The organism is Streptosporangium canum (assembly GCF_900113865.1).
Taxonomy (GTDB): Bacteria; Actinomycetota; Actinomycetes; order Streptosporangiales; family Streptosporangiaceae; genus Streptosporangium; species Streptosporangium canum.
The window spans coordinates 1-25,182 of sequence record NZ_FOQY01000007.1; the positions used below are offsets into that span (position 1 = coordinate 1).

Below are 25,182 nucleotides of genomic sequence, written 5' to 3' on the forward strand. Positions count from 1 at the left end.
CTAAGTGGTCCCGCCCGTAAGTTCTTCGGGGGTCAGCGTCCAAGGTAGAGGCCGCAGGCACAGTCGAGGGCTTCTTGAGGGCTGCCGGCGATGAGGCCGGTGGGCAGGATCTGGTTGTCGTATTTGCCGCTGCTGGCGAGGTAGAGCCCGAATCCCCAAATGGAAGCCGAGCCGCTGTAGCGCAACCGAAGGAGAGGCAGCCGGTCGCCGTCGGTCAGTTCGCCTTCGACATAGGCAAACTGACCGTGGTAGCGGATATGCAGGCTGGACAGCTCAGGCCAGTGGTCGCGGGCGTGCTGGCGCAGCCGCTGAGCAAGCGAGGTCTTGGTCGAGTCCGGGATCGCGGGCATGAGAGATATCTTGCCGTCCCCGGCGTGTCGATCACGGCGGGGCGGGCGGATCGGGCAGGGTCGCAGGGGTCCCCAAGATCTCCCCGAGAGTCCCCCAGTGCCTCTTCCCCGTGCCCGCCAGATCGTTCTGGCCGCGTCCGAGCGGCGTCGGCTCAAGAAGCTGGCCTACTCCCGCACCGCCCCCTACCAGCAGGTCGTCCGTATCCGGATCGTGCTGGACGCCGCGCACGGCTACGCCAACGCGCGTATCGCCCTCCGGCGGCAGGTCCATATCGACACCGTCCGGACCTGGCGGGGCCGCTATGCCGACCAGGGGATGGACGGACTGAAGGACCGGCCCCGATCGGGTCGGCCACCCCGCTTCAGCCCTGCTCAGCGGGCCGAGGTCAAAGCGCTGGCCTGCCAGCTACCGGCCGAGACCGGGGTGCCGCTGTCGCGGTGGAGCAGCGGCGACCTGGCGGCCGAGGTGACCGGCCGGGGCATCATCACGGCGATCTCGGCGTCGACCGTTCGCCGGATCCTGGCCGCCGCCGCGCTCAAACCCTGGCAGTACCAGTCGTGGGTGTTCATCCGCGACCCAGATTTCGCGATCAAGGCCGGCCGGGTGCTGGACCTCTACCAACGGGTCTGGGACGGCCGGCCGCTCGGCGGCGACGAGTACGTGATCTCCTGCGACGAGAAGACCTCGATCCAGGCGCGCTGCCGCTGCCACCCGACCCTGCCACCGGGATCGGCCCGCATGATGCGGGTCAACCACGAGTACGACCGCGGCGGATCGTTGGCCTACCTGGCCGCCTACGACGTCCACCGCTCCCGCGTGTTCGGGCACTGCGCGCCCACGACCGGCATCCTGCCGTTCATGACCCTGGTCGAACAGGTCATGACCCAAGAGCCCTACGCCTCGGCCAGCAGGGTGTTCTGGGTGGTCGACAACGGCTCCAGCCACCGCGGCAAGGCCGCCTGCGACCGGCTGGCCGCGCGCTTCCCCAACGCCGTGATGGTGCACACCCCGGTGCACGCCTCGTGGCTGAACCAGATAGAGATCTTCTTCTCCATCGTGCAGCGCAAGGTCGTCACACCCAACGACTTCACCAGCCTTGACCAGGTCAAAGACCGGCTCACCGCCTTCGAGCGTCGTTACAACGAGACCGCCCGGCCCTTCGAATGGGAGTTCACCCCGGCCGATCTCGAGGACCTGGTGGCCCGGATCGAGCGGCACGAACAGAAAGAGTGCTCCCAGCAGCCTCCCGGCCACAGCCACCAGCCTGCCGCACTGCCAACAGCCGCGTGAACCCCCGAAGAACTTACGGGCGGGACCACTAAGCAGGGGCTATCGAAGGGCGGTCCAATCCAGGGCCCGGACCAGCTCGGAAGAAGGCGCACCATGGTCACGATGCGCAGCCACAACCGGTCGTAGGCCGGCCATACGGGCGCGGCCTCCGGCTCGGCGATTGGTACACCGATCAGCTCGCCGTCTTCGAGGAGTTCGTCCATGTCCATCACGACCAGCCCGTCCGCCGCGCCGAGGAGGTATGGCAGCAGCGTCGTCTTGCCCGCGCCAGGCGCGCCCGCTCACCACCCACAACGCCCCCGGTCCCGTCATGTCCCGGCCGGGGCCTCCGTCCTCGGGGACCCTCAGTCCTGCCATGCGGTTCCCGCGGGGCCTCCGCCACCTGGCACCGGTGTCCTCGTCATGCGCCCATTCTTACCGGAAAGAGGGTGCCGACCTTCTTACCGGAAAGAGGATGTCGACCGATCATCCCTTGAGCCCCGAGCGGGAGATTCCCTCGATCACCCAGCGCTGGGCGACGAGGTAGAGCACGATCACCGGCAGGCTGGCGATCACCGCACCGGCCATCAGGAGGTCGTAGCGGATGTTGTTGGCGCCCTGGAAGTTGCCCAGGCCCGCGGGGAGGGTCAGGGACTCGGGGCTGAGCAGGACGTAGATGGGCCAGAGGAAGTCGTTCCAGTTGGTGAGGAAGGACAGCAGGAACAGCGTCACCAGCGCGGGGCGGGCCAGGGGGAGCGCGATGGTGACGAAGATCTGCCACCGGTTGCAGCCGTCCAGCTCGGCCGCCTCCTCCAGCTCGCCGGGCAGGGTGACGAAGAACTGCCGCAGGAAGAACACCCCGAACGCGCCGGCCGCGGCGGGGATGATCACCGCGGGCAGGCTGTCCACCCAGGAGAGCTCGTTGACGATCAGGAAGTTCGGGATCAGCAGCACCACCGGCGGCACGAACAGCGTGGCCACCACCGTCGCGAAGATCGCGCTCCGGCCGCGGAAGCGGAGCCTGGCCAGCGCGTAGGCGGCGGGCGCCGCGGTGACCAGGACCAGGACGGCGTGGCCGGTGGCGGCGACGAGGCTGTTGAGGAACCAGGTCAGGATCGGGCTGTCCGGGCTGCCGAGGATCTCCCGGTAGGCGTCGAGGGTGGCCGGGGCGGGGACCCACTGGGGATCGGTGGATCCGGCTCCCTCGCGGGTCTTGAACGAGGTGGACAGCATGTAGACCAGCGGGCTCAGATAGAGCGCCGCGATCACCGCGAGGACCAGGTGGAGCAGGGCCCGTCGCAGGCTGCGGATGTCGCGGGTCAACGCCTGCTCCTGTCTCGGAAGGCTCCGAAGACCAGGGCACTGGCCGTCATCAGGAAGGCGGCCAGGATGAAGCTCATGGCCGAGGCGGTTCCCATGTCGAACTGGCGCAGGCCGGTCTCGGCGATGAGGTAGATCGCGGTCTTGGTCTGGTCGGCGGGAGCGCCGCCCGTGATCAGGTAGGACTGGCCGAACATGTTGGCCGAGGCCAGGATCGTGGCGTTGACCACGAAGATCGTGACGGGCCGCAGGCCGGGCAGGGTCACCGAACGGAACCGGTGCCAGGCGGAGGCGCCGTCGACCATCGCCGCCTCGTGCAGCTCACGCGGGATGTCCTGGAGGCCGGCGAGGAAGATGACCGAGTTCAGGCCCAGCGTCCACCAGACCGTCACCCCGACGAGGGCGATCCAGGCGGGCGGCACGTCGGTGGTCCACTGCACGTCGAGGCCGAGATAGTGGTTGACCAGGCCGATGTTGCCGTCGAGCAGGAACCGCCAGACGAAGCCGACGACCGCGACGCCCAGCACATAGGGCGCGAAGTAGACGGCGCGGTAGACGTTGCGTCCTTTGAAGCGGCCGTTCATCAGCAGCGCCACCGCCAGGGGCAGCACGACCAGCAGCGGGACCGACGCGACGGTGAAGATTCCGGTGGCCTTCATCGCCGTCCAGAAGCGTGATCCGTCCACGCCGGCCGGGTCGAACAGCTCGGCGTAGTTCCGCAGTCCGACGAATGGTCGGTCCGGGAGGTTGATGTCCCACTCGTGCAGACTGGTCCAGAACCCGAATCCGATCGGCAGCACCATGAAGACGGCGAACAGCGCGAGATAGGGGGCGAGGAACGCGTACGGCGTCCAGGGCCGCATCCTGCGGGTGGTCCCGGAGGACCTGCCGGGCTCGGCCGCCACGGTCAGGTCCCCGGATTCGGTCAGCGCACTCACGGCCGCTCCACCCCGGCGATGGGCTCCTCTGCGGTGCGGACGCCGGTGGTCGCGGTGGCGGTGGGCTCCTCCGCGGTGCGGATCGCGGTGGCGGTGAGGGTCTCCGCGGTGCGGACGCTCATCGCCCGTACTTCCGCTTGTTGTCGGCGAGCAGCTTGTCCGCCGTCGCCACGCCCTCCTTCAGCGCCTCCGCCGGGGACGCCTGCTTCAGTACGGCCTTGGCCACCGCCAGCTCCAGCGCCTTGGACTGGACGTCGCCGACTCCCGGGAGCGCGGGCAGGAAGCGGAAGGCGTTCACATCGGAGGCCAGCTTGATCTGGGGCAGGTCGGCGACCGCGGGGTCCTCGCGGACCGAGTTGCGGGCCGGGATCATCCCAGCCTTGGCCCACTCGGTCGACAGGCGGCCCATGTGGTCGATGAAGAACTTGGCCGCCTGGACCTTGTTCGGGTCCTTGCCCGCCTGGGAGGTCATCACGAAGTTGTGCGAGGAGCCCCACACCGCGGCCGTGCCGCCGATGTTCGGGATCGGCGACAGGCTCCACTTGAGCGACCTGGCGTTGGTCTTCAGGTCGTTGATCTGCCAGATCCCGTCCCAGGTGAAGCTGTTCCTGTCGTTCTTGAAGGCGGCGTACTGGCTGTCCTGGGCCACCTGGGCGGGGCTGAAGCCCTTGTCGATCTGCTTCACCATCCAGTCCAGGGCCTGCGCGCCCTCGTCGGAGCCCCACAGCGCCCGCGCGCCGTCCTCGCTGTAGAGCTCTCCGCCGAACTGCCAGAGCAGGCTCATGAACATCAGGTGTCCCGGCCACTTGTTCGGCATCCAGAAGGGGTTGGCGATTCCGGCGTCCTTGAGCTTGCCGAGCGCTCCCTCGTAGGAGGCCTTGTCGGCGGGGGCGTCGGTCAGCCCGATCTTCTCCAGGTGGGTCTGATTCCAGTAGTCGCCCAGGCAGTGCACGTCGAGCGGGACGCTGTAGCGCTTGCCGTCGTAGATCCCGGCCTTCCACACCGCCGGGATGAAGTCCGACTCGGTCAGCTCGAGCGCGCCCACCACGTCGTCCAGCGGTATGAGGGTCTGCCGGGCGGCGAAGGTGCCGACCCAGTCGTTGTGGATGACCGCGACGTCGGGGCCCTTGCCCGCGGTGATGGCTGTGGGCATCGCCGGGTAGAGGTCCTCCCAGCGCCGGGTGACGTTGCGGACCTCGATCCGGCCGGAGAACTCCTTGTTGAACGCCTCCAGCATGGTCCGCATGTAGGGGCCGTCGCCGCCGGTGAAACCGTTCCAGTAGTCCAGGGCCACCTTGGGGCCGGAGTAGTCGCCGCCCGAGAACGTCGGCGCGGCCGAGGCGGGGGCGGAGGAGCCGCCACCGATCTTGGTGCCGCCCCCGCAGGCGGACAGCGCGGCGGTGAGTCCCACGGCGCCGGACAGGCCGAGGAAGGACCGGCGGGACAGGGGGCTGGTCATTTTCTACTCCTGGGGGGAATTGGGAGCAAAGCGGACAATACTCCACGAAACCGGCGGGAGGGTCAGGGAAGCCTGGCGGCCCTCCTGGCTGAGGCCGGCGCCGGGCCTGGGGGTGACGCGGTCCGGGAAGTCGGCGGAGTTGGCGGCCGACAGGTCGTCGTCGGTGAGCTCGACATGCTCCACCGGCCGCAGGCCCTCGGGGAGCGTGATCTCCAGCGCGCAGGCGTCGTCGCGGTCGCGGTTGACCACGAACAGCACCAGCTCGCCGGTCGCCGCGTCGTGGGTGGCGGTCGCCCAGATCGCGGGGGCCTCGCCGTACTTGGCGGTGGGGATCGCGGCGCACTCGGGCTCCACCCGGAGCACCTCGCCGCGGGCGTGCCTGGCGGTCAGCGCGAACGGGTGGAAGATGGTCTGCCGCCAGGCGGGGCCGCCGGGCTCCGTCCTGATCGGGGCGATCACGTTGGCCAGCTGCGCCTGGCAGGCGACGCCTACCCGGTCGGCGTTGCGCAGCAGGGTGATGAGCAGGCTGCCGACCACCACCGCGTCGGTGACGTCGTAGGAGTCCTCGATCAGCCGGGGGCGCTCGGTCCACTCCAGCGAGGACTCTCCGTCGAAACGGCTCTGGTACCAGACGTTCCACTCGTCGAAGGAGAGCCTGATCTTCTTGTCGCTGCGCAGCTTCGCGCCCACGTGGTCGGCGGTGGCGGCGATCGAACGGATCATGTGCTCCATGTCGGCGCCGCTGGCCAGGAAGGAGTCGACGTCGCCGTCGGACGGATCGTAGTAGGCGTGCAGCGAGACGTAGTCGACCATCTCGTAGGTCGCCTCCAGGACCTCCGCCTCCCATGCGCCGAACGTCGGCATGCCGCTGTTGGAACTGCCGCAGGCCACCAGGGACAGCCCCGGGTCGAAGCGTTTGAGCGCCCGCGCCGTCTCGGCGGCGAGCCGGCCGTACTCCCCGGCGGTCTTGTGGCCCATCTGCCAGGGGCCGTCCAGCTCGTTGCCCAGGCACCACAGCCGCACGTCGTGCGGCCTGTCGGCGCCGTGCGCGCGGCGTAGGTCGGACAGGCGCGTGCCCCCGGGATAGTTGGCGTACTCCACCAGCTCCAGCGCCTCGGCCACGCCGCGGGTGCCCAGGTTGAGCGCCATCATCGGCTCCACCCCGGCCTTGGCGGCCCAGGCCATGAACTCGTTGAGCCCGAAGCTGTTGCCCTCCAGGCTCCGCCAGGCCAGTTCCAGCCGGGCCGGTCGGTCCTCCACCGGGCCGACGCCGTCCTCCCAGCGGTAGTTGGAGACGAAGTTGCCTCCGGGGTAACGGACCAGCGTCACCCCGAGCTCGCGGGTCAGCTCCAGCACGTCGGTGCGGAAGCCGTCGGCGTCGGCCAGGGGATGGCCGGGCTCGAAGACGCCGGTGTAGACGCAGCGGCCCATGTGCTCGACGAACGAGCCGAAGATCCGGGGTTCCACCGGGCCGATCCGGAAGGCGGGGTCCAAGGTGAGACGGGCGGTGGTCGCCAAGACACGACCTCTCTGTTGTCGCGGCGTTTCGTGGTAGGTGCGTTTGTACAACGTTGTTTCAACGTTGTAAACAGGTGCTGCCGGAGTCGATACCTGGGCGTTACGATCGACGACGGCAGATCTTGTACGGCCCGCATGAGCCGTACGACCTGGGAGGCGGGACGGAATGGGAGCGAGCCTGCGCGACATCGCGCGCCTGGCGGGGGTGTCGGTGAAGACCGTCTCCAACGTCGTCAACGGGTACGCCCATGTCTCGCCGGCGACCCGGGCGAAGGTGGAGCACGCGCTCTCGCAGCTCGACTACCGGCCCAACCTGTCGGCCAGGAACCTGCGCCGGGGACGTACCGGTGTGATCGCCCTGGCCCTCCCCGAGCTCGACGCGCCCTACTTCGCGGAGCTGTCCCGGTTCGTCATCGAGGCCGCGGCCGAGCTGAGGTGGCTGGTGGTCATCGAGCAGACGGACGGGAGCCTGGAGCGGGAGCGGCAGATCCTCGACGGGGTCCGCGACCATCGGGTGGACGGGCTCATTCTCAGCCCCGTCGCGATCGGTGTGGACGAGCTCGCGGCCCGCACCGACGACACCGCGCTCGTCCTGCTGGGCGAGCGGATCCACGACGGCCCGGCCGACCACGTGGCGATCGACAACGTGCGGGCGGCCCGCGACGTCACCGAGCACCTGATCGGGCTCGGCCGCACCCGGATCGCCGCGCTGGGCGCCCAGGACAACTCCGCCAGCGGCACGGCCCCGCTCCGCCTGGCCGGATACCGTCAGGCTCTGGCCGCGCACGGCCTGCCCGAGACGGTGGCCAAGGTGGAGCGCTACCGCCGGCACGAGGGGGCGGCGGCGATGGCCGCGCTGCTGGGGCACCGGCCCGACGCGGTGTTCTGCTTCAACGACCTGCTGGCGCTGGGCGCGATGCGGACGATCCTGTCGGCGGGCCTGCGGGTGCCGGAGGACATCGCGCTGGCCGGGCTCGACGACATCGAGGACGGCCGCTACAGCACGCCGACCCTGACCACATTGGCTCCCGACAAGGCGGAGCTGGCCCGGATCGCGGTCGATCTGCTCAAGCGGCGGATCGACGGACTGCCCGGCCATCCTCCGCAGGAGACCCGGGCCGGCTACCGGCTCATGGCGAGGGAGAGCACCCTCGGGAGGTGAGGGCGCGGAAACTTCGACCGAGGTCAAGACGGGGGCCGGGCTAGAGTTGAGCGTGTCCAAGAACCTGGAGATCACCGTCGGCCAGCTCGCCTCGCGCAGCGGGGTCGCCGTGTCCACCCTGCACTTCTACGAGTCCAAGGGGCTGATCCGCAGCCGCCGTACGGCGGGCAACCAGCGCCGCTTCACCCGCGACACGCTGCGCAGGATCGCCTTCATCCGGGTCTCGCAGCGGGTGGGGATCCCCCTCAGGACGATCCAGGACGCGCTGTCCGCGCTGCCCGACGAGCGCACCCCCACCCGCGAGGACTGGGCGAGCCTCTCCGAGGCGTGGCGGAGCGAGCTGGACGACCGGATCAGGCAGCTCCAGCGGCTCCGCGACGGCCTGACGGAGTGCATCGGCTGCGGCTGCCTCTCCCTGGACCGCTGCGCGCTGGCCAACCCCGACGACGTGGCAGCGGTCAGGGGGCCCGGCTCGCGGCTGATGGTCGTCCCGCGCCGTGACTGCGCCCCGGACCCGGTGTGCGAAGACCCGGAACAGAAGGCCGTGGGCGCGTAGCGTCGCCGCCCCGGCCCATCGCGCCGGAGGCCATCCGCTCATCTCGGGCGTCCCTCCGTCGCCGGGGCGCGAGGACCCCGCGGCGAGGGGCTCACCGGTCGTCCGCTGCGAGGCGGGCGGCCCGGACGTGGAGGGATCCCGTCCGGGACATCTGCCCGGACACGCGTTCAGAGGCCGTGGGCGTGCAGCCAGGCGCGGTTGGCGCGCTGGTCCGCCAGGGCCCGGCCGAGGTCCTGGCCGGAGCCCGGAACGTCCTGCTCGACGACCAGCCAGCCCTCGTAGCCGCCGAGCCCGTCCAGGACGCCGGCCAGATCGACCTCCCCGGCGCCCAGGGCGGGGAAGGCGCCGCCCGCGACGACGGCCGCCAGGTCGCCGCCGGACGCCCGCACCCGGTCGCGCGCCTCCCGGCTCGCGTCCTTGAGGTGCACCTGCCTGATCCGGCCGCCCCACTCCCGCAGCGCCGTCACCGGGTCGCCGCCCGCCAGCCAGAGGTGGCCGGTGTCCAGGCAGAGCGAGACGTCGGTGAGCTCCAGCAGCCGTTCGACCTCCTCCGAGGTCTCCACCAGCGTTCCCAGGTGGTGGTGGAAGACGGGCTCCAGACCGTGGTCCCGGCAGCGGTCGGCCGCCCGCTGGACCCGGGCGGCGAACCCCGCCCACGCCTCACCCGGCAGGCCGGGGACGTCGCCTCCGGCGAACCGCGCCGGATGGGCCGGGCAGGCCAGGGTGGGACGGGGGGCGAACCGCCCGTCGGCGACCGGCACGCTCGCGAACACCGCCAGCGCCGCGTCCAGCCCGGCGAGGTCGGCAGCGAACCCGCCGGCGTCCTCGTAGCGCAGGTCCACCCAGCCGCCCGCCAGGCCCATCCCGGTCCGTGCCAGCCGTTCCCGGAGCTCGGCGCCGGTGCCCAGGTAGCCGATCGGCCCCGAGTCGATCCCGTCGTAGCCCGCCCCGGCGAGCGCGCCGAGCATGGCGTCGGCGTCCAGCGGGGCGCCGTCCGCCCGGTAGATCCCGAAGTTGACGGGGGCGTTCGCGACCTTGATCGACATGTTCACTCCATGCAGGTGAGCCAGCGGAGAGGATTGTCGTGGGTGATCAGGCTGATGGTCTCCTCGCTGATCCCGGCCTCGCGCAGCCGGGGCAGGAAGGTGCGGAACAGGTGGCTGTAGCCGCCTCCGCCGTACCGCTCGATCTCGGAGACCTTGGACAGGCCGCTGCTGAGCAGCAGCCGGTGCGCGTATCCGGCGTCGATGAGGTCCAGCGCCTGCCGGAGCCGGTCGACGCCCAGGGAGGTGAGGCAGACGTAGCCGCCCCTCTCGACGATCTTACGGGGGGCCGCCGGGTCGGTCCCGGCGTCGGCGACACTGACCCGGTGGGCGGGCAGACCCTCACCGAGGAGGATCTCCAGCAGGGTCAGGCCGCCGCGGTGGTGGGTGGCGACCGGCAGGCCGGAGGCCAGGGACGCCCTGGCGGCGGCGGCCACGCAGCGCTCCTCGGCCGGAGTCGGCTCGTCGCCCCAGACGCCGATCTCGCCGATCACGCCGGGGCGGGCGCTGGTGCCGTCCAGGCCGTCCTCGATCTCGGTCAGCAGGTGGCGGGTGAGGGCGTCCACCTCGGCGTCGAGTGCCCAGGCGGGGGTGAACGGACCGGCGAAGAAGCCGGTCCCGGCCACCACGGCCACCCCGCTGCCGGCCGTGACCCGAGCCAGCGACGCGGCGTCGCGGCCCATGCCGATGCAGCTCAGCTCGACGACCAGGCCGAGCCTGTCGGACTGGCGCAGCCCGCACAGCTCCCTGGTGACCTCCTGCTCCTCGTCCAGCCATCGGTGGGGGTCGGAGACGACACCGGCCGCCCAGCGCATGTCGCTGCGCAGGTGCTCGCGGGGGAGGACCGCTCCGTTGACGGCGGACGGGGCGCAGGGGCCGCTGACGGTCCTGACAAGGGGAGCCTCGCGTGTGACGAGGGAAGCCTCTGGCATGAACGGACATTAACCCATATTTGGTGTAAAAATCGCGGAAGTCCGAATGGTTTTACCTTGGGGGTGTTAGTTGTGGCTTCAAACTATTGACGGTTCGCAGTCCGGCGTGTGAATCTCTGGGCGTTCATGCACGCGCATCATGGGCGGTCGAAGGTCAGGGTCCCGTCACCTGATCGTGCATGGCGGTTTGTCCGTTGCTTTGCGAAGGGAAGCCGTACATGCGAAGAAGGCTGTTCAGCGTGCTCGCCGCCGTGGCGGTGGCGTGCGCGGCGGTCGGGACGGCGGTCGGGGGCGGGGCCGCGTCGGCGACCTCCTCCGCCGCCGCCGAGCCGTACGAATGGAAGAACGTCCGGATCGACGGCGGCGGGTTCGTGCCCGGGATCGTCTTCAACCAGACCGAGAAGAACCTGATCTACGCCCGCACCGACATCGGCGGCGCCTACCGCTGGGAGCAGGCGAGCCGGAGCTGGACCCCGCTGCTCGACTGGGTGGGCTGGGACAAGTGGGGCTACAACGGCGTGGTCAGCCTCGCCACCGACCCGGTGGAGACCAGCCGGGTCTACGTCGCCGCCGGGATGTACACCAACGACTGGGACCCGAACAACGGCGCGATCCTGCGCTCCGCGGACAAGGGGAGGACCTGGCAGGCCGCCGCGCTGCCGTTCAAGCTCGGCGGCAACATGCCGGGCCGGGGGATGGGTGAGCGGCTGGCCGTCGACCCCAACGACAACGCCGTCGTGTATCTGGGGGCGCCCGACGGCAACGGCCTGTGGCGCAGCACCGACAAAGGCGTCACCTGGGCCAAGGTCGCGAGCTTCCCCAACCCGGGGAACTACGCCCAGGACCCCTCCGATCCCAGCGGCTACCTCAGCCACCGGCCGGGCGTGGTCTGGGTGACCTTCGACCCGTCCTCGGCGACCGCGGGCCGGCGGACCCAGAGGATCTACGTCGGCGTCGCGGACAAGGAGAACACGGTCTACAGCTCCGCCGACGCCGGCGTCACCTGGACCAGGGTCGCCGGGCAGCCGACCGGCCACATCGCGCACAAGGGCGTCCTCGACCACGTCGGCCACGCGCTCTACATCGCCACCAGCGACACCGGCGGGCCGTACGACGGGGGCAAGGGCGACGTGTGGAAGCTCGACACGGTCACCGGCGCGTGGACCCGGATCAGCCCGATCCCGTCCAGCTCGGCCGACGACTACTTCGGCTACAGCGGGCTCACGATCGACCGCCGGGCTCCCGGCACGCTGATGGTCGCCACCCAGGTCTCCTGGTGGCCTGACGTGATCTTCTTCCGCTCCACCGACGCCGGCGCGACCTGGACCCGGATCTGGGACTGGGCCTCCTACCCCGACAGGACCTTCCGCTACAAGATGGACGTCTCCTCCTCACCGTGGCTGACCTTCGGGGCGAACCCGCAGCCACCGGAGACGACCCCCAAGCTCGGCTGGATGACGGAATCGCTGGAGATCGACCCGTTCGACTCCAACCGCATGATGTACGGCACCGGCGCCACGCTCTACGGCACCGAGGACCTGCTCAAGTGGGACACCGGCGGCCAGTTCACCATCAAGCCGATGGTGAAGGGGCTTGAGGAGACCGCCGTCCTCGACCTGATCAGCCCGCCCAGCGGGGCCCCGTTGGTCAGCGGCCTCGGCGACATCGGCGGCTTCCGCCACACCGACCTCGCCGCCGTGCCGCCGATGATGTTCACCTCGCCCGGCTTCACCAGCACGACCAGCCTCGACTACGCCGAGACCAGACCCGCCGTGATGGTCCGCGCGGGCAGCTTCACCGACGCCGACCGCCCCTCCGACAGCCACGTCGCCTTCTCCACCGACGGCGGCGCCAACTGGTTCCAGGGTGCCGAACCGGGCGGGATCGACGAGGGCGGCACGGTCGCGGCGGCGGCCGACGGCTCCCGGTTCGTCTGGGCGCCCAAGGGCGTGGCCGTCCACCACTCGACCGGTTTCGGCACCTCCTGGACCGCGTCCACCGGCATCCCCACCGGGGCCGTGGTGGAGTCGGACCGGGTGAACCCGGCCAGGTTCTACGGGTTCGGCGCCGGGAGGTTCTACACCAGCACCGACGGCGGCGCCTCCTTCGCGGCCACCGCCGCGACCGGGCTGCCGGCCACGGGCAACGTCAAGTTCAAGGCCGTCCCCGGCCGCGAGGGAGACATCTGGCTGGCGGGCGGCGACACCGCCGCCGGCGGCACGTCCGGGATCTGGCACTCCACCGACGGCGGCGTGTCCTTCACCAGGCTGTCCGGCGTCACGAGCGCGGTCAACATCGGCTTCGGCAAGGCCGCGCCGGGCCGGGCCTACCAGGCGCTGTACGCGGTCGCCACGGTCGGCGGGGTGAACGGCGTCTTCCGCTCCGACGACACGGGCGCGAGCTGGGTCAGGATCAACGACGACCAGCACCGGTACGGCAACATGGGCGAGGCCGTCACCGGCGACCCCCGGGTCTACGGCCGGGTCTACCTCGGCACCAACGGCCGGGGCATCCTCTACGCCGACAACGGCGGCACCGTGCCGCCCGACGACACCACCCCGCCGTCCAGGCCCGGCACGCCGGCCGCCTCGGCGATCACCTCGTCGGGCGCGACGCTGACCTGGACGGCGTCCACCGACGACACCGCGGTGACCGGCTACGACGTCTACCGGGAGGCCGGGGCGACGGACGTGAAGGCCGGCTCGTCCTCCTCGGCGTCGTTCGCGCTGACCGGGCTGGCCGCCGACACCTCCCACACCTACTACGTGATCGCCCGCGACGGGGCGGGCAACAGCTCCACCGCCTCCGGCCCGGTCACCTTCAGGACGGCCGCCGGGCCGGTGGGCGGCGGGTGCGCCGCCGCCTACAAGGTGACCAACTCCTGGCCCGGCGGCTTCCAGGGCGAGGTGACGGTGAAGAACACCGGGACCTCGGCGATCAGCGCCTGGACCGTCACGTGGTCGTTCCCGAACGGTCAGACGATCACCCAGCTCTGGAGCGGCGTCCACACCCAGACCGGCGCCGACGTCACCGTCAGGAACGCGAGCTGGAACGGCGGCCTGGGAGGCGGGGCGTCCACGGCGTTCGGCTTCGGCGGCAGCTGGACCGGCGCCAACGGCGTCCCCGCCACCGTCACCTGCACGGCCGGATAGCCCGGCCGTTCTGACCGTCACCCGCACGGCCGGCCGTCCTGACCGTCACCCGCACGGCCGGCTGGCCTGACCGCCACCGTCGCCCGCACGGCCGGACAGCCCGGCCGTCCCGGCCGTCACGGTCCCGCGCGGCCCTCCGGGGAGGCGCGGGGCCGCCCGGCCGCGGCGCCGGAAGGAGGGGGCGCCGGTCCCGCTGTGCGCCCTGAGTCGCAGGCGCGGCTCATCCCCCGGAACAGGCGCGATTCATCCCCCGGAATGAGCGTAGATCAGTTGAGCTAGCCTATTCTGGAGCGAAACAACTGTCCGGGGGATCGCGTGGCTATCTCAGACGGGGTACGGAACACCCAGGACGGGGCCGAGTGGCCGTCCGAAACCGGCGGCGCGGGCGCGTCGCGGCCCGAGCCCGGCCACACCGGGGCGTCGCCGTCCGGAGCCGGTGCCGCCGGCACGTCGCGGTCCGGCACCGGTGACACCGGATCTCCGTGGGCGGAGACCGGTGCGCCACAGTCCGGCACCGGGGCTCCGTGGGCGGAGACCGGCGACGCCGACGTGCTGAAGGACGAGGCGGCGCGGCGGTCCGGCATCCACGGCTGGCTCGACGGCGTCAGGTCGACCCGCACGGGCCACCTCACCCTCAAGATCGTCATTGGCGTCATCGGCGCCATGCTGGTCATCGCCGGCCTCATCATGGTCCCCTTCCCCGGCCCCGGCTGGCTGGTGGTCTTCGCCGGCCTCGCCGTCCTGGCCACCGAGTTCCACTGGGCCCGCCGGCTGCTGGAGTTCGGCAAGCGGACCCTGTCCGCCTGGACGACCTGGCTCGGCCGCCAGGGCTGGACCGTCAAGATCCTGGTGGTCCTCGTCGCCGCGGTGGCCGCCACGGCCATCGTCTACTACGGCCTCAAGCTCAGCCTCGGCCTCGACCTGGTCACCGAAGCCCAGAAGCTCATCAACCGCTAGCCGCCCTCTCCGCCGGGCGGCCACGGGCGTGCCCCGCCGACGGGATGGGGCACAGAGGTTTTACCCGGGACCGGCCGCCACACTGTCGTCCCCATGCATCACTCTCCGTAGTCTCTCTCCGTCCGATCCCCGGAGACATCCCGAGACACAAGGAGAGTGACCTCCGATGCGCGTCCTGTCCTCGACGGCCGCCCTGACCGCGGCCGGAATCGTCGCCGTGACCGGCGCCCCCGCCCACGCCGACGCCGTCAACCTGGGGGCGACGGTCCAGCCCGGCGCGGAGGTCTTCCTCACCGAGGAGCTCGTCCCCACGGCCCCCTACAAGGGCAAGGTGCTGGTCAAGCTGGAGAACAACGGCGTGCCGACCGAGATCAAGATCAGCAACTGCAAGGGCAGGTACCTGGGCGCGGTGTCGATCATCGCCAACGACCACGCCCCCTACGTCGCCGCCGACCCTGACACGGCCCCGGCCTGCATCCGCTTCAAGGTGAAGAACCTCGGCACCACCCCGGCCGCCATCGTGGGCGCCGGTTACTTCTGACCGGTCACCATCCCCTTGTCACCACTGTGAGTGGAATCACACCGGAAAATGTGCGTTCCGGCAAGAAGAAGCGGCGAGGGGATCGGAGTACCGTCCGGGGCAGGAGGACCCACGTGAGCCTTGCCCGTGCCGTCGAACAGCCGCTGGCCGACATCCCCCGTGAGTTCGCCGACGCCCTCCGCCCCTACCTGCACGAGCTGACCGAGGAGATGGCCGCCGAGATCCAGGCGAGCGTGCCCGAATACTCCCGGCAGAGCGGCGCCTACGCCCGCAACGTCAGGCACGCCGTCGAGGAGGCCCTGGCGGGCTTCGTGAACCGGGTCGGCGACAGGGGAGCCAGCCGGTCCCGGCTGCTGGAGGTCTACCGCGCGGTGGGCGGCGGGGAGGCGGCCGAGGGGCGGCCGCTGGACTCGCTCCAGTCCGCGCTGCGGATCTGCGCCAGGGTGGCGTGGCGCAAGCTGGCCGAGGAGTCCGAACGGCTGAACCTGTCCAGGCAGCGCATGTGCGACATCGGGGAGGCGATCCTGGTCTACCTCGACGAGATCGCCGCCGCCGCGGCCGACGGCTACGCCGAGGCCCAGGCGAGGGTGGCGGGCGAGCTCGAACTGCGCCGCCGGCGGCTGCTCGACCTGCTGGTCGCCGACCCGCCCGCCGACCCCCGGGCCGTGGCCGACCTCGCCAGGTCGGTGCGGTGGACCATGCCGCGCACCGTGGCCTGCGTCGCGCTGGCCGCGCGTGCCCGGGACGAGCCGTCCAGGCCGGGCCTGCCGCCCGACGTGCTCGCCGACCTCGACCGCTCCGATCCCTGCCTGGTCGTTCCCGACCCCGACGGCCCGGGACGGCACGGCCTGCTCGACGCGCTGGCCGCCGACTGGACCGTGGTGATCGGCCCCGCGGTCGGCCTGGGCGAGGCGGCCCTGTCGCTCAGGCTCGCCCGTGACGCCCTGGCTCTGGCCCGCCGTGGCGTGCTCGACGACGGCCGCAGCATCCGGGCGGCCCACCACCTGGCCACCTTGATGATCTTCCAGGACGAGGCGCTGATCCAGATCATGGGACGGGCCCGGCTGGCGCCCCTGCGCGCGCTGCGCCCCGCCCAGCGCGACCGGCTGGCCGAGACGCTGCTGGCCTGGCTGCAGAGCGGCAACGCCACCGAGGTGGCGGCCCGGCTGCACATCCACCCCCAGACCGTCCGCTACCGGCTGCGCCAGGCCACCGAGCTCTTCGCCGACCAGCTCGGCACCCCCGGCGACCGCTTCGAGCTGGAGGTCGTCCTGCGCGCCCGGGCCGCCGGGCTGCACGCCGTACCGGACTGACCTCCCGCGGCCGCTGACCGGGTGGTGGCGGCGCTGGGCCACCGGTTCCACCAGGAGCGGCGGCTCCGCGCCACGGTGGCGGCCGCATGCGTGCGCCGCGGAGAGCCCGCACCGGCCGAGCCCCGTGCCGGACGGCGGCCGGTCCCCGGCTCCGGGCGTCGCCGTATCGGTCTGCCCGGAAAGGGGAGAAGAAGGCAATTTGAAAATCCGCCCGTAAAGCTTTACATGCGAATATCCAGTTATACGGGAATATGCCGGTTAAACCGATTCGGTATAGGCCGTGATCTTGGATGATTCCCAAGCCTAAAATGCCGCCGTGTCTGTGACTCCTGGGATTTACCGACTGCTCGGATGCGCCGTCATCGCCGTCTCGGTGGCCGCGCTGACTCCGCCCACCGCACACGCCGCCGAGTCCGCGGATCTCACGCTGCCCGACACCCGGGTGACCGTGCGAGAGGACCCCGCGGACCCGCTGAAAGTCACCTCCTACACCGTCGGCAACGTGGCATACCTGCGCAGGGACGCCGGGTTCGCCAAGCAGACCGGCTATCAGGAGATCACGGTGGGGCCCAAGGGGGGCATGGCCGTCGCGGTCCCCACCTCCTACAGCGGGGGACGCGACTCGGTGCTCCTGGCCGACCTGGTCGCCAACAGCAGCACCAAGATCCAGACCGTCGACAAGCCGCTCGTCGCCAAGTTCGCCCACTGGACCCGCAACGGCGGGAAGGCGGTCCTGACCGTCCAGCGGAAGAACGGCACGGCCTGGGAGACGACCGGCTTCGTCGTCGTCGACGCGACGGCGAAGACCGCCCGGCGGGTGAACGTGACGGGGGTGGACCGGACCGCGAGGTTCCGCTGGAGCCCCGACGGGGCCGACGTGGTGGCCGCCTACCAGGGCGGCACCCGCTTCTACGGCCAGGACGGGGCGGTCCGGCGCACCCTGCTCAGGACGGGGGTCCCCGCCGGCGGCGAGGACGTGTTCTCCCCCTCCGGGAAGGCCCTCATGACCTGGTGCCCGGTGACCTACACCGAGCACGTCTGCCTCTGGAGCCGCACCTCGGGCAAGCTCGCGGCCAAGGTGAACGTCCAGCCGAAGGCCCTGCTGGGCTGGTGGGACGACAAGCACTTCCTCGCCGTCGTGCCCAGCGCCGGCTCCTACCGGGTCGTCGTGGTCGATCTCAAGGGCAAGGCCGTGCGGGTGCTGGCCGCCATCTCCGCCGAAGACTGGGACAAGAAGCTCTATCTCAGCTACACCCGCAGGTGACGGCCCGATCCGGTACGGCGGGCGCCCGCCGTACCGGATCGGGAGGCCCGGCTCCGCGGCCCCGGCGGACAGGATGTTCACCGGACGGGCACGGCCCTCACTGAGCGGGGCGTGCCCGCGGGGCAGGCGGGGGCTTCACGGCGTAGCGCATGCCCACGGGGCGGGAGCCTCGCGGAACAGGGCGCGGGCCTACAGGTAGAGGCCGGTGCCGTTGTCGGTCTGCGGGGTGGCGATGGCGTGCAGGTCGCGTTCGCGCATGACGAGGTAGAGCTGGCCGTGGACCTCGACCTCGTACTGGTCCTCGGGATTGAACAGGACCTTGTCGCCCACCTTCACCGCCCGGACGCTCGCGCCCGCACCGCAGACCTCGCCCCAGACGAGCCGGTTGGCCATCTTCACCGTCGCAGGGATGACGATGCCCGCCGTGCTGCGTCGCTCCTCCGACTCATGCTCGACCTTGACCATGACGCGGTCGTGGAGCATCTGAATCTCGAACTTCGGGTCACCCACAGCAGAAGCTTATGGGACCGGCGGAGCCGTGCCGGCTGATCCCGGCACGCGGACCGTCCGGACGGGGCGCCGCGACCGCTCGGAGCGCCCCGCCTATCGCGCGGTCCTGGGGATCTCCAGCTCGGCGAACACGGACCTGTGGTCGGTGCCGGGGACGCGGTGGACGCCGAACGACCGGATCGCGAGCCGCGCGTCGGCGAACACGTGGTCGAGGGCCACCCCGGGGACCGGCTCCCAGCCCTGCTGGGGCCAGGTCGGAATGAGCCCCCGCCCGGTGACATCGGCGGCGTCGCGGTAGCCGGTGGCGAGCAGATCCCGCATGATCGCGTGGTCGAGGGTGGCGTTGAAGTCCCCGGCCAGGATCCGGTACGGCCCGGCCCCGGCCTTGGGCAGCTCCCGCAGGCCCTGGGCCCAGCAGGTGGCCTTGTAGTCGAACCGGGGCGCGCAGGGGTGGACCGAGACGATCTGGAGGTTCTGCTCCGGCGCGACGGCCACGGACTGGCGGAAGTTGCCGTAGTTGAGCGCGGCCTGGTCCGCGCGCAGGGGGAACCGGGCGTAGATCCCGGAGCCCCAGACGCCCGGGGTGGGCTCGCCGACCATGTGGGGGAGGGCCTTGCGGATGCCGGCCTCCTCCAGGCGTTCGACCGCCTCGGGGGTGAGCTCCTGAAGGGTCAGGATGTCGGGCTTGAGCCGTACGACGAGGTCCATGATCGTTTTGGTGTCCGCGGCGCCGCGCGCGAGGTTGGCGGCCAGCACGCGCAGCGCGGTCCCGCCGGGTTCCGGAGCCGGGTCGGCGAAGGCCCGGGGGAGCACCGCCCACGCGAACGCCCCCATGACGACCAGGCCGGCCACGCCCGCCGTCCAGCGGCGCAGGGACAGGGTCAGCAGCAGGGCGACGACCGAGGCCGCCGCCACGTAGGGCGTGAACGCCGCGAGCTGGATCCACCGGAACCCGGCGTCCCATCCGGTCGTCCGGAGCACCGCCCAGGCCGCGAAGGGCACCATCATGATCCAGATCAGGGCGGTGATCCAGCGCCGCCGGCGCGGGCGCCCGGCGGGAGGGGGCGTACTGGAGATCGTTTCCGTGGTCATTCCGCCGGACGCTACCGTCTCGCGCGGCGCTGGTGAAGGGCCTGCGGCGGTGCCCGGCAGACGGGGCGCGGAGTAGGCTCACCGGACATGACGGACCTCTCCCCCGACCTGGTCGGCGACTATCTCGACTGGTACCTCGGCGCCCACCCCGTCCATGCCGCCCTCTCGGGCGCCGAGGGGTACGACAGGACCCTGGGCGACTTCACCGAGACGGGCATCCTCGCCCGGGAGCGGGAGTCGAGACGCTGGCTGGAGCGGTTCCGGGAGGCCGGGGAGCCCGGAGACTTCGAGGACATGATCGACCATGAGCTGATCATGTCCACGCTGCGCGGCGGGCTGGCCTACGAGGTCTGGCCCGCCTGGCGGCGCGACCCCTCCGTCTACCTGGGGCCGATCTTCGGCTCGATGTTCGGCCCGTTCCTGCACCGGCTGTCCCCCGAGGGCGAGCTGGTCGAGGCGGCCGTCGCCCGGCTGGCCGAGGTGCCGGACGTCATCGCGGCCTGCCGTACGAACCTGGACCCGGCGCTGGCGGCCCCCCTGCTGGTCGAGCGGGGCCTGGGCCAGGCGCGGACGGCCCGGCGCTTCCTCACCGAGACGGTCCCCGGCCTGGTCGCGGACGAGACCCTGCGTGCCCGGCTGGCCGCGGCGGCCGAGCCCGCGGCGGCGGCCTTCGACGGGCTCGTGGAGTTCCTGGAGGGCTTCCGGGCCACCGGCACCTGGCGGATGGGCGAGGAGCTGTACTCCACGCTGCTGCGTGAGCGGGAGATGCTCGGCTACGGAGCCGGCGAGCTGCTCAAGCGCGGCCAGGAGGCCTACGACGAGCTGGACGCCCAGATGCGCGAGGTCGCCCGGCGGCTGCCCGGCGGCTCCGACGACTGGCACGCGGCCGTGATCGGGCTCCAGGACGACCACGCGCCGACCCTGGAGGACATGCGGGCCGAATACGACGCCGAGACCGAGCGGGCCAGGAGGTTCGTGCGCGAGCACGGTCTGGTGACGTTCGCCGACGGCGAGGAGTGCCGGGTGGTGCCGTCGCCGGAGTTCCAGCGGCCCATCCTCGCCGTGGCCTCCTACCTGCAGCCCCCGCCCCTGTCCACCTCCCGGACCGGGCACTTCTTCGTGCCGTTCACCCCCGCCTCCTTCACAGGGGAGCAGGTGCGCCAGCGGCTGCGCACCAACGCCAGGGCCCAGATGCCCTCCATCGCCGTCCACGAGGCCTATCCCGGCCACCACTGGCACCTGTCCTGGATGGCGGGCAACCCGCGCCGGGCCCGCAAGCTGTTCCGCACGCCGTACTTCACCGAGGGCTGGGCCCTGTACGTCGAGAAGGTCATGCGCGAGCAGGGCTACTTCACCACCCCCGCCCAGGAGCTGGCCCACCTGGACTTCCGCCTCTTCCGGGCGGCCCGCATCATCGTGGACGCCTCGCTGCACTGCGGTGACATGAGCGTCGAGCAGGCCGAGGAGTTCATGACCACCAAGTCCACGCTCACCCCAGGCACGGCCAAGGGCGAGGTCAACCGCTACTGCGCCTGGCCCACCCAGGCCCCCTCCTACCTGACCGGCGCCCTGGAGATCGACCGCATCCGCGACGACTACCTGGCCGCGGGCCGCGGTGACCTGCGCACCTTCCACGACACCCTGGCGGGATCCGGCGGCCTCCCCCTGGGACTGGCCCGCCGGGTGGCTCTGGAAGGCTAGCGGCATGTCCGACGACGAGGCGAGGGTGCTGGACGCCCTGGACGAGGCGGAGACGGTCCGGCTCCTGGCCGAGCTCGTGCGGGTGCCGAGCGTGACCGGCACCGACGCCGAGTCCGACCTGCAGCATCGCTGCGGAGGCCTGCTCACCGAGGCCGGGCTGGACGTCGACGCCTGGAAGTTCGACCTCGACGCGCTCCGGGCCGCTCCGGGGTTCCCGGGCATGGAGGCCCCGCGCGTCGAGGGCTACGGGGTGGTCGGCGTCACCGAGGGCGAGGGCGATCCCGCGCTCGTCCTGCAGGGGCACGTGGACGTGGTGCCGACCGGCGACCTGGCCAGGTGGCAGGGGGGCGACCCCTTCGGCGCCCGGATCAGCGGCAACGTCCTGCACGGCAGGGGCGCCTGCGACATGAAGGCGGGGCTGGCGGCGAACCTCGCCGTCGTCGCCGCCCTCCGCAGGTCCGGGGTACGGCTGGTCCGGCCGCTGGCCGTGCACTGCGTGGTGGGGGAGGAGGACGGCGGCCTGGGCGCGTTCGCGACCCTGGCACGCGGCCACCGGGGCGAGGCCGCGGTGATCACCGAGCCGACCGGCGGGACGATCATCGCCGCCGCGGCGGGCGCGCTGACGTTCCGGATCGAGGTCGCCGGGCGGGCGGCCCACGGCGCCACCCGCTACGAGGGCGTCAACGCGCTGGAGGTCTTCTGGCCGGTCTTCGAGGCGATCAGGCGGCTGGAGGCCGACCGCAACCGCGACCCGGACCCGGTCTTCGACGGCAACCCGCTGCCTTATCCGATCGAGATCGGGACGGTCCGCGCTGGTGACTGGGCCAGCAGCGTGCCGGACCTGCTCGTCGCCGAGGGCCGTCTCGGCGTCCGTCTGGACGAGGATCCCGCCGAGGCCCGCCTCGCCCTGGAGGGCGCGATCGCCGAGATCGGCCACCCGTGGCTGCGCGAGCATCCCCCGGCCGTCACCTGGCCCGGCGGCCAGTTCGCGAGCGGGCGGCTGCCGGCCGGACACGAGCTGCTGGACCAGGTCGCCGCGGCGGTGGCCGACGTGACCGGGACCCGTCCCGCCGAGACGGCCGCGCCGTACGGCAGCGACCTGCGCCTGTACGCCGCGGGCGGCATCCCGGCCCTGCACTACGGGCCGGGTGACGTGCGACTGGCCCACGCCCCGCGCGAGCAGGTCGACCTGCGCGAGCTCCGGGACGTCACCCGGGCGCTCGCCCTGCTGGTCCTGCGCCGCTGCGGGGTCCGGGACTGAGCGTCCGGAGCGTGGCGCCCGGCGGGTGAGTACGGCGAGACGCGGACGAGGCGGGCGGTGCGGGCCCTCGCCCTGGCGTGAGTCCGCACCGCCTCCCGGGGGACGGCCGTCCGGCATCGGGAGCCCACGGGTGAGTCCGAAAAGCTACCTGTAGGTAACCGAAGTCACATGAGTTCGCCTCACAATCGATGACGCGTCACTTGTGCGATGAAAGGTGATCTCTGTGCGGATCGCGCCATTTGCTCGACTGTCCCGTCCGCTGCGCCGGCTCGCGCGGGTCCTCGCCGCCGTTCTCGTCCTGGCGATCGTCCTGGCCGGGACCGTGACCTGGACGGTCCGCCGGTCCTTCCCGCAGCTCGCGGGGGAGGTCGCGCTCCCGGGGCTGGGGGCCGCCGTGACGGTCTACCGTGACGCCCGGGGCATCCCTCAGATCTACGCCGACACCCCCGCCGACCTGCTCAAGGCGCAGGGCTACGTGCACGCCCAGGACCGCTTCTGGGAGATGGACTTCCGCCGCAAGACCACCGCCGGCCGCCTGTCGGAGATCTTCGGCTCCTCGACCACGGACGTCGACAAGGTCGTCCGCACGCTCGGCTGGCGGCGCACCGCCGAGGCCGAGCTCGCCGTGATCAGGCCGGAGACCCGGCAGGCCCTGGACGACTACGCCGCCGGGGTCAACGCGTGGATGGCCCAGAACGACGGCTTCGCCGAGAGAAGCCTCGAGTACGGCGTGCTCAAGCTGACCAACGGCGGCTACGAGCCCGAGCCGTGGAGCCCGGCCGACTCCCTCGCCTGGCTCAAGGCGATGGCCTGGGACCTGCGCTCCAACATGGGCGACGAGCTCGACCGGGCGCTCGTCGCGTCCCAGGTCCCGGCGGAACGCGCCGGCCGGCTCTTCCCCGACTACCCCTTCGACCGCCACCAGCCGATCATGAACACGCCGGCCGCGACGGAGGACAGGCCCGCGGCCGGCCAGGCCGTCGGCGCGGCGGACGCGCTCGCCCGGGTGGCCGATCTCGTCGACGCGGCGCCGTCCCCGTTCGGCACCAGGGGCGGCGACTCCGCCGGGATCGGCTCCAACTCCTGGGTGGTGGGCGGCGCCCACACCGCCACCGGCAAGCCGCTGCTCGCCAACGACCCGCACCTCGGCCCCCGGATGCCGTCGATCTGGTACCAGGCCGGCCTGCACTGCCGTACGCCGAGCGCGGCCTGCCCCTACGACGTGACCGGTTACACCTTCGCCGGCCTGCCCGGCGTGGTGATCGGCCACAACGCCAGGATCTCCTGGGGCTTCACCAACCTCGGCCCCGACGTCACCGACCTGTACCTGGAGCGGACCAGGGGCGACACCGTGGAGGTCGCCGGCGAGTGGAGGCCCATGGAAGTCCGCACCGAGCAGATCAAGGTCGCGGGCGGCCGGACCGTCGACCTGAAGGTCCGCGCCACCGCGCACGGCCCGATCATCTCCGACGTGCTCGGCGACGCCCGCCGGGCCGTGCCTGGAGCCGCGGCGAACCTGGGCCGGACGGCCGGCGGGGCGGCGGACGGCATGGAGGTCGCGCTCCGCTGGACCGCGCTCGACCCCGGCCGTACGGCCGACGCCATCCTGCTGCTCAACCGGGCCGGGAACTTCGAGCAGTTCCGCGAGGCCGCGTCCTTCTTCGAGGCCCCCGCACAGAACCTGATCTACGCCGACGTGGACGGCAACATCGGCTACCAGGCCCCGGGCAAGATCCCGGTGCGGGCCGGGGGCGACGGCCGCTGGCCCGCGCCCGGCTGGACCGGGAAGCACGAGTGGACCGGTTTCATCCCCTTCGAGAAGCTCCCCCACGTCTACAACCCGCCCGAGGGCTACATCGTCACCGCCAACAACGCGGTGACGCGCCCCGGCAAGGATCTGTTCCTGACCACCGACTGGTCCTACGGCTACCGCTCCCAGCGCATCGCCGACCGGCTGAAGCAGGAGATCGGCAAGGGGAGGATCACCGCCGAGACCATGGGGCGGATCCAGATGGACGACCACAACGGCCTGGCCCCGGTCCTCCTGCCGCACCTGCTGCGCGTGGGGGTCCCGAACGGCACGCTCCAGGGCTGGGACGCCGGGCAGGGCCGCGACTCGGCCGGGGCAGCCTACTTCAACGCGGTCTGGCGGCACCTGCTCGGACGCGTCTTCGAGGACGAGCTGACCGGCGGGGCCCGGCCGGGCGGCGGTGACCGGTGGTACGAGGTCGTCCGCTCCCTGCTGGAGCGGCCCGCCGACCCGTTCTGGGACGACGTGCGCACCAAGGACCGGACCGAGGGACGCGACGACATGCTGAAGGCCGCCATGGCGGACGCGGACGCCGAGCTGCGCGAGCTGCTCGGCGACGACCCGGGGGAGTGGAAGTGGGGCGACCTGCACACCCTGGAGCTGACCCACGAGACCTTCGGCACCAGCGGCATCGGGCCGATCGAATGGCTGTTCAACCGCGGCCCGCTGCGTACGGCCGGCGGCAAGGACACCGTGAACGCCACCGGCTGGGACGCCACCGAGGGGTACGGGGTCAACTGGGTGCCGTCGATGCGGATGGTCGTGGACCTGGCGGATCTGGACCACTCGTGGTGGATCAACCTGACCGGCGCGTCCGGCCACGCCTTCCACGCCAACTACGACGACCAGGCCGCGCTCTGGGCGGACGGCGGGTTGACCCCGATGCGCTCCACCGAGCAGGCCGTACGGCGAGACGCCGCCGACACCCTCACGCTGAGGCCGTGACCTCGGCGGTTCCCGGCCGCCGGCCTCGGTGCCCTGTCCGCTCCCCGCCGTGCCGGAGGGGCTCACCACCCTGGCCGGGGCCGGAGAG

21 protein-coding genes are annotated in these 25,182 nt (G+C 71.7%); 11 read left to right on the plus strand and 10 right to left on the minus strand.

Annotated elements, in window-relative coordinates:
- Positions 1–32: 32 nt before the first annotated feature.
- Positions 33–350 carry a hypothetical protein gene (locus BM085_RS12380; protein ID WP_093887160.1) on the minus strand — a complete coding sequence of 106 codons (318 nt, stop codon included), beginning with the start codon at positions 348–350 and terminating at the stop codon, positions 33–35.
- Between the two features lie 97 nt (positions 351–447).
- On the opposite strand from BM085_RS12380, the gene BM085_RS12385 reads away from it, so the two are divergent.
- Positions 448–1,641 (plus strand): IS630 family transposase, encoded by a 1,194-nt coding sequence (locus BM085_RS12385; protein WP_218158696.1) that lies wholly within the window; start codon positions 448–450, stop codon positions 1,639–1,641.
- A 465-nt stretch (positions 1,642–2,106) separates the two neighbouring features.
- Here BM085_RS12385 and BM085_RS12390 read toward each other — a convergent pair whose 3' ends face one another.
- The 5 genes from BM085_RS12390 to arfA are packed head-to-tail and all read right to left on the minus strand — an operon-like array spanning position 2,107 to position 6,855.
- Complete coding sequence (locus tag BM085_RS12390; RefSeq protein WP_218158697.1) at positions 2,107–2,943, minus strand: carbohydrate ABC transporter permease; 837 nt, start codon at positions 2,941–2,943, stop codon at positions 2,107–2,109.
- Positions 2,940–3,878, minus strand: coding sequence for a carbohydrate ABC transporter permease (locus BM085_RS12395; protein WP_218158698.1), 939 nt, complete (start codon positions 3,876–3,878; stop codon positions 2,940–2,942). The genes BM085_RS12390 and BM085_RS12395 overlap by 4 nt, the downstream gene beginning before the upstream one ends.
- Positions 3,875–4,000, minus strand: a complete 126-nt coding sequence (locus BM085_RS46785; RefSeq protein ID WP_281249840.1) for a hypothetical protein — start codon at positions 3,998–4,000, stop codon at positions 3,875–3,877. The genes BM085_RS12395 and BM085_RS46785 overlap by 4 nt, the downstream gene beginning before the upstream one ends.
- Complete coding sequence (locus BM085_RS12400; RefSeq protein WP_093887161.1) at positions 3,997–5,337, minus strand: extracellular solute-binding protein; 1,341 nt, start codon at positions 5,335–5,337, stop codon at positions 3,997–3,999. Before BM085_RS12400 ends, BM085_RS46785 begins: the two co-directional genes overlap by 4 nt.
- Before the next feature lie 3 nt (positions 5,338–5,340).
- A complete protein-coding gene (arfA, locus tag BM085_RS12405) occupies positions 5,341–6,855 on the minus strand; it encodes an arabinosylfuranosidase ArfA (RefSeq protein WP_093887162.1) in 1,515 nt (504 codons plus the stop codon).
- Positions 6,856–7,021: 166 nt separating this feature from the next.
- Between arfA and BM085_RS12410 the strand changes: the two genes are divergently transcribed.
- Both BM085_RS12410 and soxR read left to right on the plus strand, forming a co-directional pair.
- Positions 7,022–8,017, plus strand: a complete 996-nt coding sequence (locus BM085_RS12410; RefSeq protein WP_093887163.1) for a LacI family DNA-binding transcriptional regulator — start codon at positions 7,022–7,024, stop codon at positions 8,015–8,017.
- A gap of 52 nt (positions 8,018–8,069) precedes the next feature.
- On the plus strand, positions 8,070–8,573 hold the full coding sequence (soxR, locus tag BM085_RS12415) for a redox-sensitive transcriptional activator SoxR (protein ID WP_093887164.1): 504 nt from the start codon (positions 8,070–8,072) through the stop codon (positions 8,571–8,573).
- A gap of 167 nt (positions 8,574–8,740) precedes the next feature.
- On the opposite strand, the gene BM085_RS12420 is transcribed toward soxR, so the two are convergent.
- Complete coding sequence (locus BM085_RS12420) at positions 8,741–9,619, minus strand: sugar phosphate isomerase/epimerase family protein (protein ID WP_093887165.1); 879 nt, start codon at positions 9,617–9,619, stop codon at positions 8,741–8,743.
- Positions 9,620–9,621: 2 nt separating this feature from the next.
- Positions 9,622–10,548: a phosphotriesterase family protein gene (locus BM085_RS12425; RefSeq protein ID WP_093887166.1), complete on the minus strand. Its 927-nt coding sequence runs from the start codon at positions 10,546–10,548 to the stop codon at positions 9,622–9,624.
- Between the two features lie 218 nt (positions 10,549–10,766).
- On the opposite strand from BM085_RS12425, the gene BM085_RS12430 reads away from it, so the two are divergent.
- The 5 genes from BM085_RS12430 to BM085_RS12450 all read left to right on the plus strand — a co-directional run bounded on the left by BM085_RS12430 (position 10,767) and on the right by BM085_RS12450 (position 17,775).
- The gene (locus BM085_RS12430) at positions 10,767–13,700 is read left to right on the plus strand and encodes a cellulose binding domain-containing protein (RefSeq protein ID WP_093887167.1); all 2,934 of its coding nucleotides are present in this window, start codon (positions 10,767–10,769) and stop codon (positions 13,698–13,700) included.
- A gap of 315 nt (positions 13,701–14,015) precedes the next feature.
- On the plus strand, positions 14,016–14,657 hold the full coding sequence (locus BM085_RS45875) for a TIGR02611 family protein (RefSeq protein ID WP_245789284.1): 642 nt from the start codon (positions 14,016–14,018) through the stop codon (positions 14,655–14,657).
- A 166-nt stretch (positions 14,658–14,823) separates the two neighbouring features.
- Positions 14,824–15,198, plus strand: coding sequence for a hypothetical protein (locus tag BM085_RS12440; protein WP_093887168.1), 375 nt, complete (start codon positions 14,824–14,826; stop codon positions 15,196–15,198).
- Positions 15,199–15,311: 113 nt separating this feature from the next.
- The gene (locus tag BM085_RS12445; protein ID WP_093887169.1) at positions 15,312–16,511 is read left to right on the plus strand and encodes a PucR family transcriptional regulator; all 1,200 of its coding nucleotides are present in this window, start codon (positions 15,312–15,314) and stop codon (positions 16,509–16,511) included.
- A gap of 316 nt (positions 16,512–16,827) precedes the next feature.
- On the plus strand, positions 16,828–17,775 hold the full coding sequence (locus tag BM085_RS12450; protein WP_143120901.1) for a hypothetical protein: 948 nt from the start codon (positions 16,828–16,830) through the stop codon (positions 17,773–17,775).
- A 189-nt stretch (positions 17,776–17,964) separates the two neighbouring features.
- Here BM085_RS12450 and BM085_RS12455 read toward each other — a convergent pair whose 3' ends face one another.
- Both BM085_RS12455 and BM085_RS12460 read right to left on the minus strand, forming a co-directional pair.
- Complete coding sequence (locus tag BM085_RS12455; RefSeq protein ID WP_081937808.1) at positions 17,965–18,285, minus strand: GroES family chaperonin; 321 nt, start codon at positions 18,283–18,285, stop codon at positions 17,965–17,967.
- 93 nt (positions 18,286–18,378) lie between these two features.
- Positions 18,379–19,377, minus strand: coding sequence for an endonuclease/exonuclease/phosphatase family protein (locus BM085_RS12460; protein WP_093887171.1), 999 nt, complete (start codon positions 19,375–19,377; stop codon positions 18,379–18,381).
- A gap of 87 nt (positions 19,378–19,464) precedes the next feature.
- On the opposite strand from BM085_RS12460, the gene BM085_RS12465 reads away from it, so the two are divergent.
- The 3 genes from BM085_RS12465 to BM085_RS12475 all read left to right on the plus strand — a co-directional run bounded on the left by BM085_RS12465 (position 19,465) and on the right by BM085_RS12475 (position 25,094).
- Positions 19,465–21,078 carry a DUF885 domain-containing protein gene (locus BM085_RS12465; RefSeq protein WP_093887172.1) on the plus strand — a complete coding sequence of 538 codons (1,614 nt, stop codon included), beginning with the start codon at positions 19,465–19,467 and terminating at the stop codon, positions 21,076–21,078.
- A 4-nt stretch (positions 21,079–21,082) separates the two neighbouring features.
- Entirely contained in the window at positions 21,083–22,339 is a 1,257-nt protein-coding gene (locus tag BM085_RS12470; RefSeq protein WP_093887173.1) for an ArgE/DapE family deacylase, read from the plus strand.
- A gap of 223 nt (positions 22,340–22,562) precedes the next feature.
- The gene (locus BM085_RS12475) at positions 22,563–25,094 is read left to right on the plus strand and encodes a penicillin acylase family protein (RefSeq protein WP_093887174.1); all 2,532 of its coding nucleotides are present in this window, start codon (positions 22,563–22,565) and stop codon (positions 25,092–25,094) included.
- The last annotated feature ends 88 nt before the right edge of the window (positions 25,095–25,182 follow it).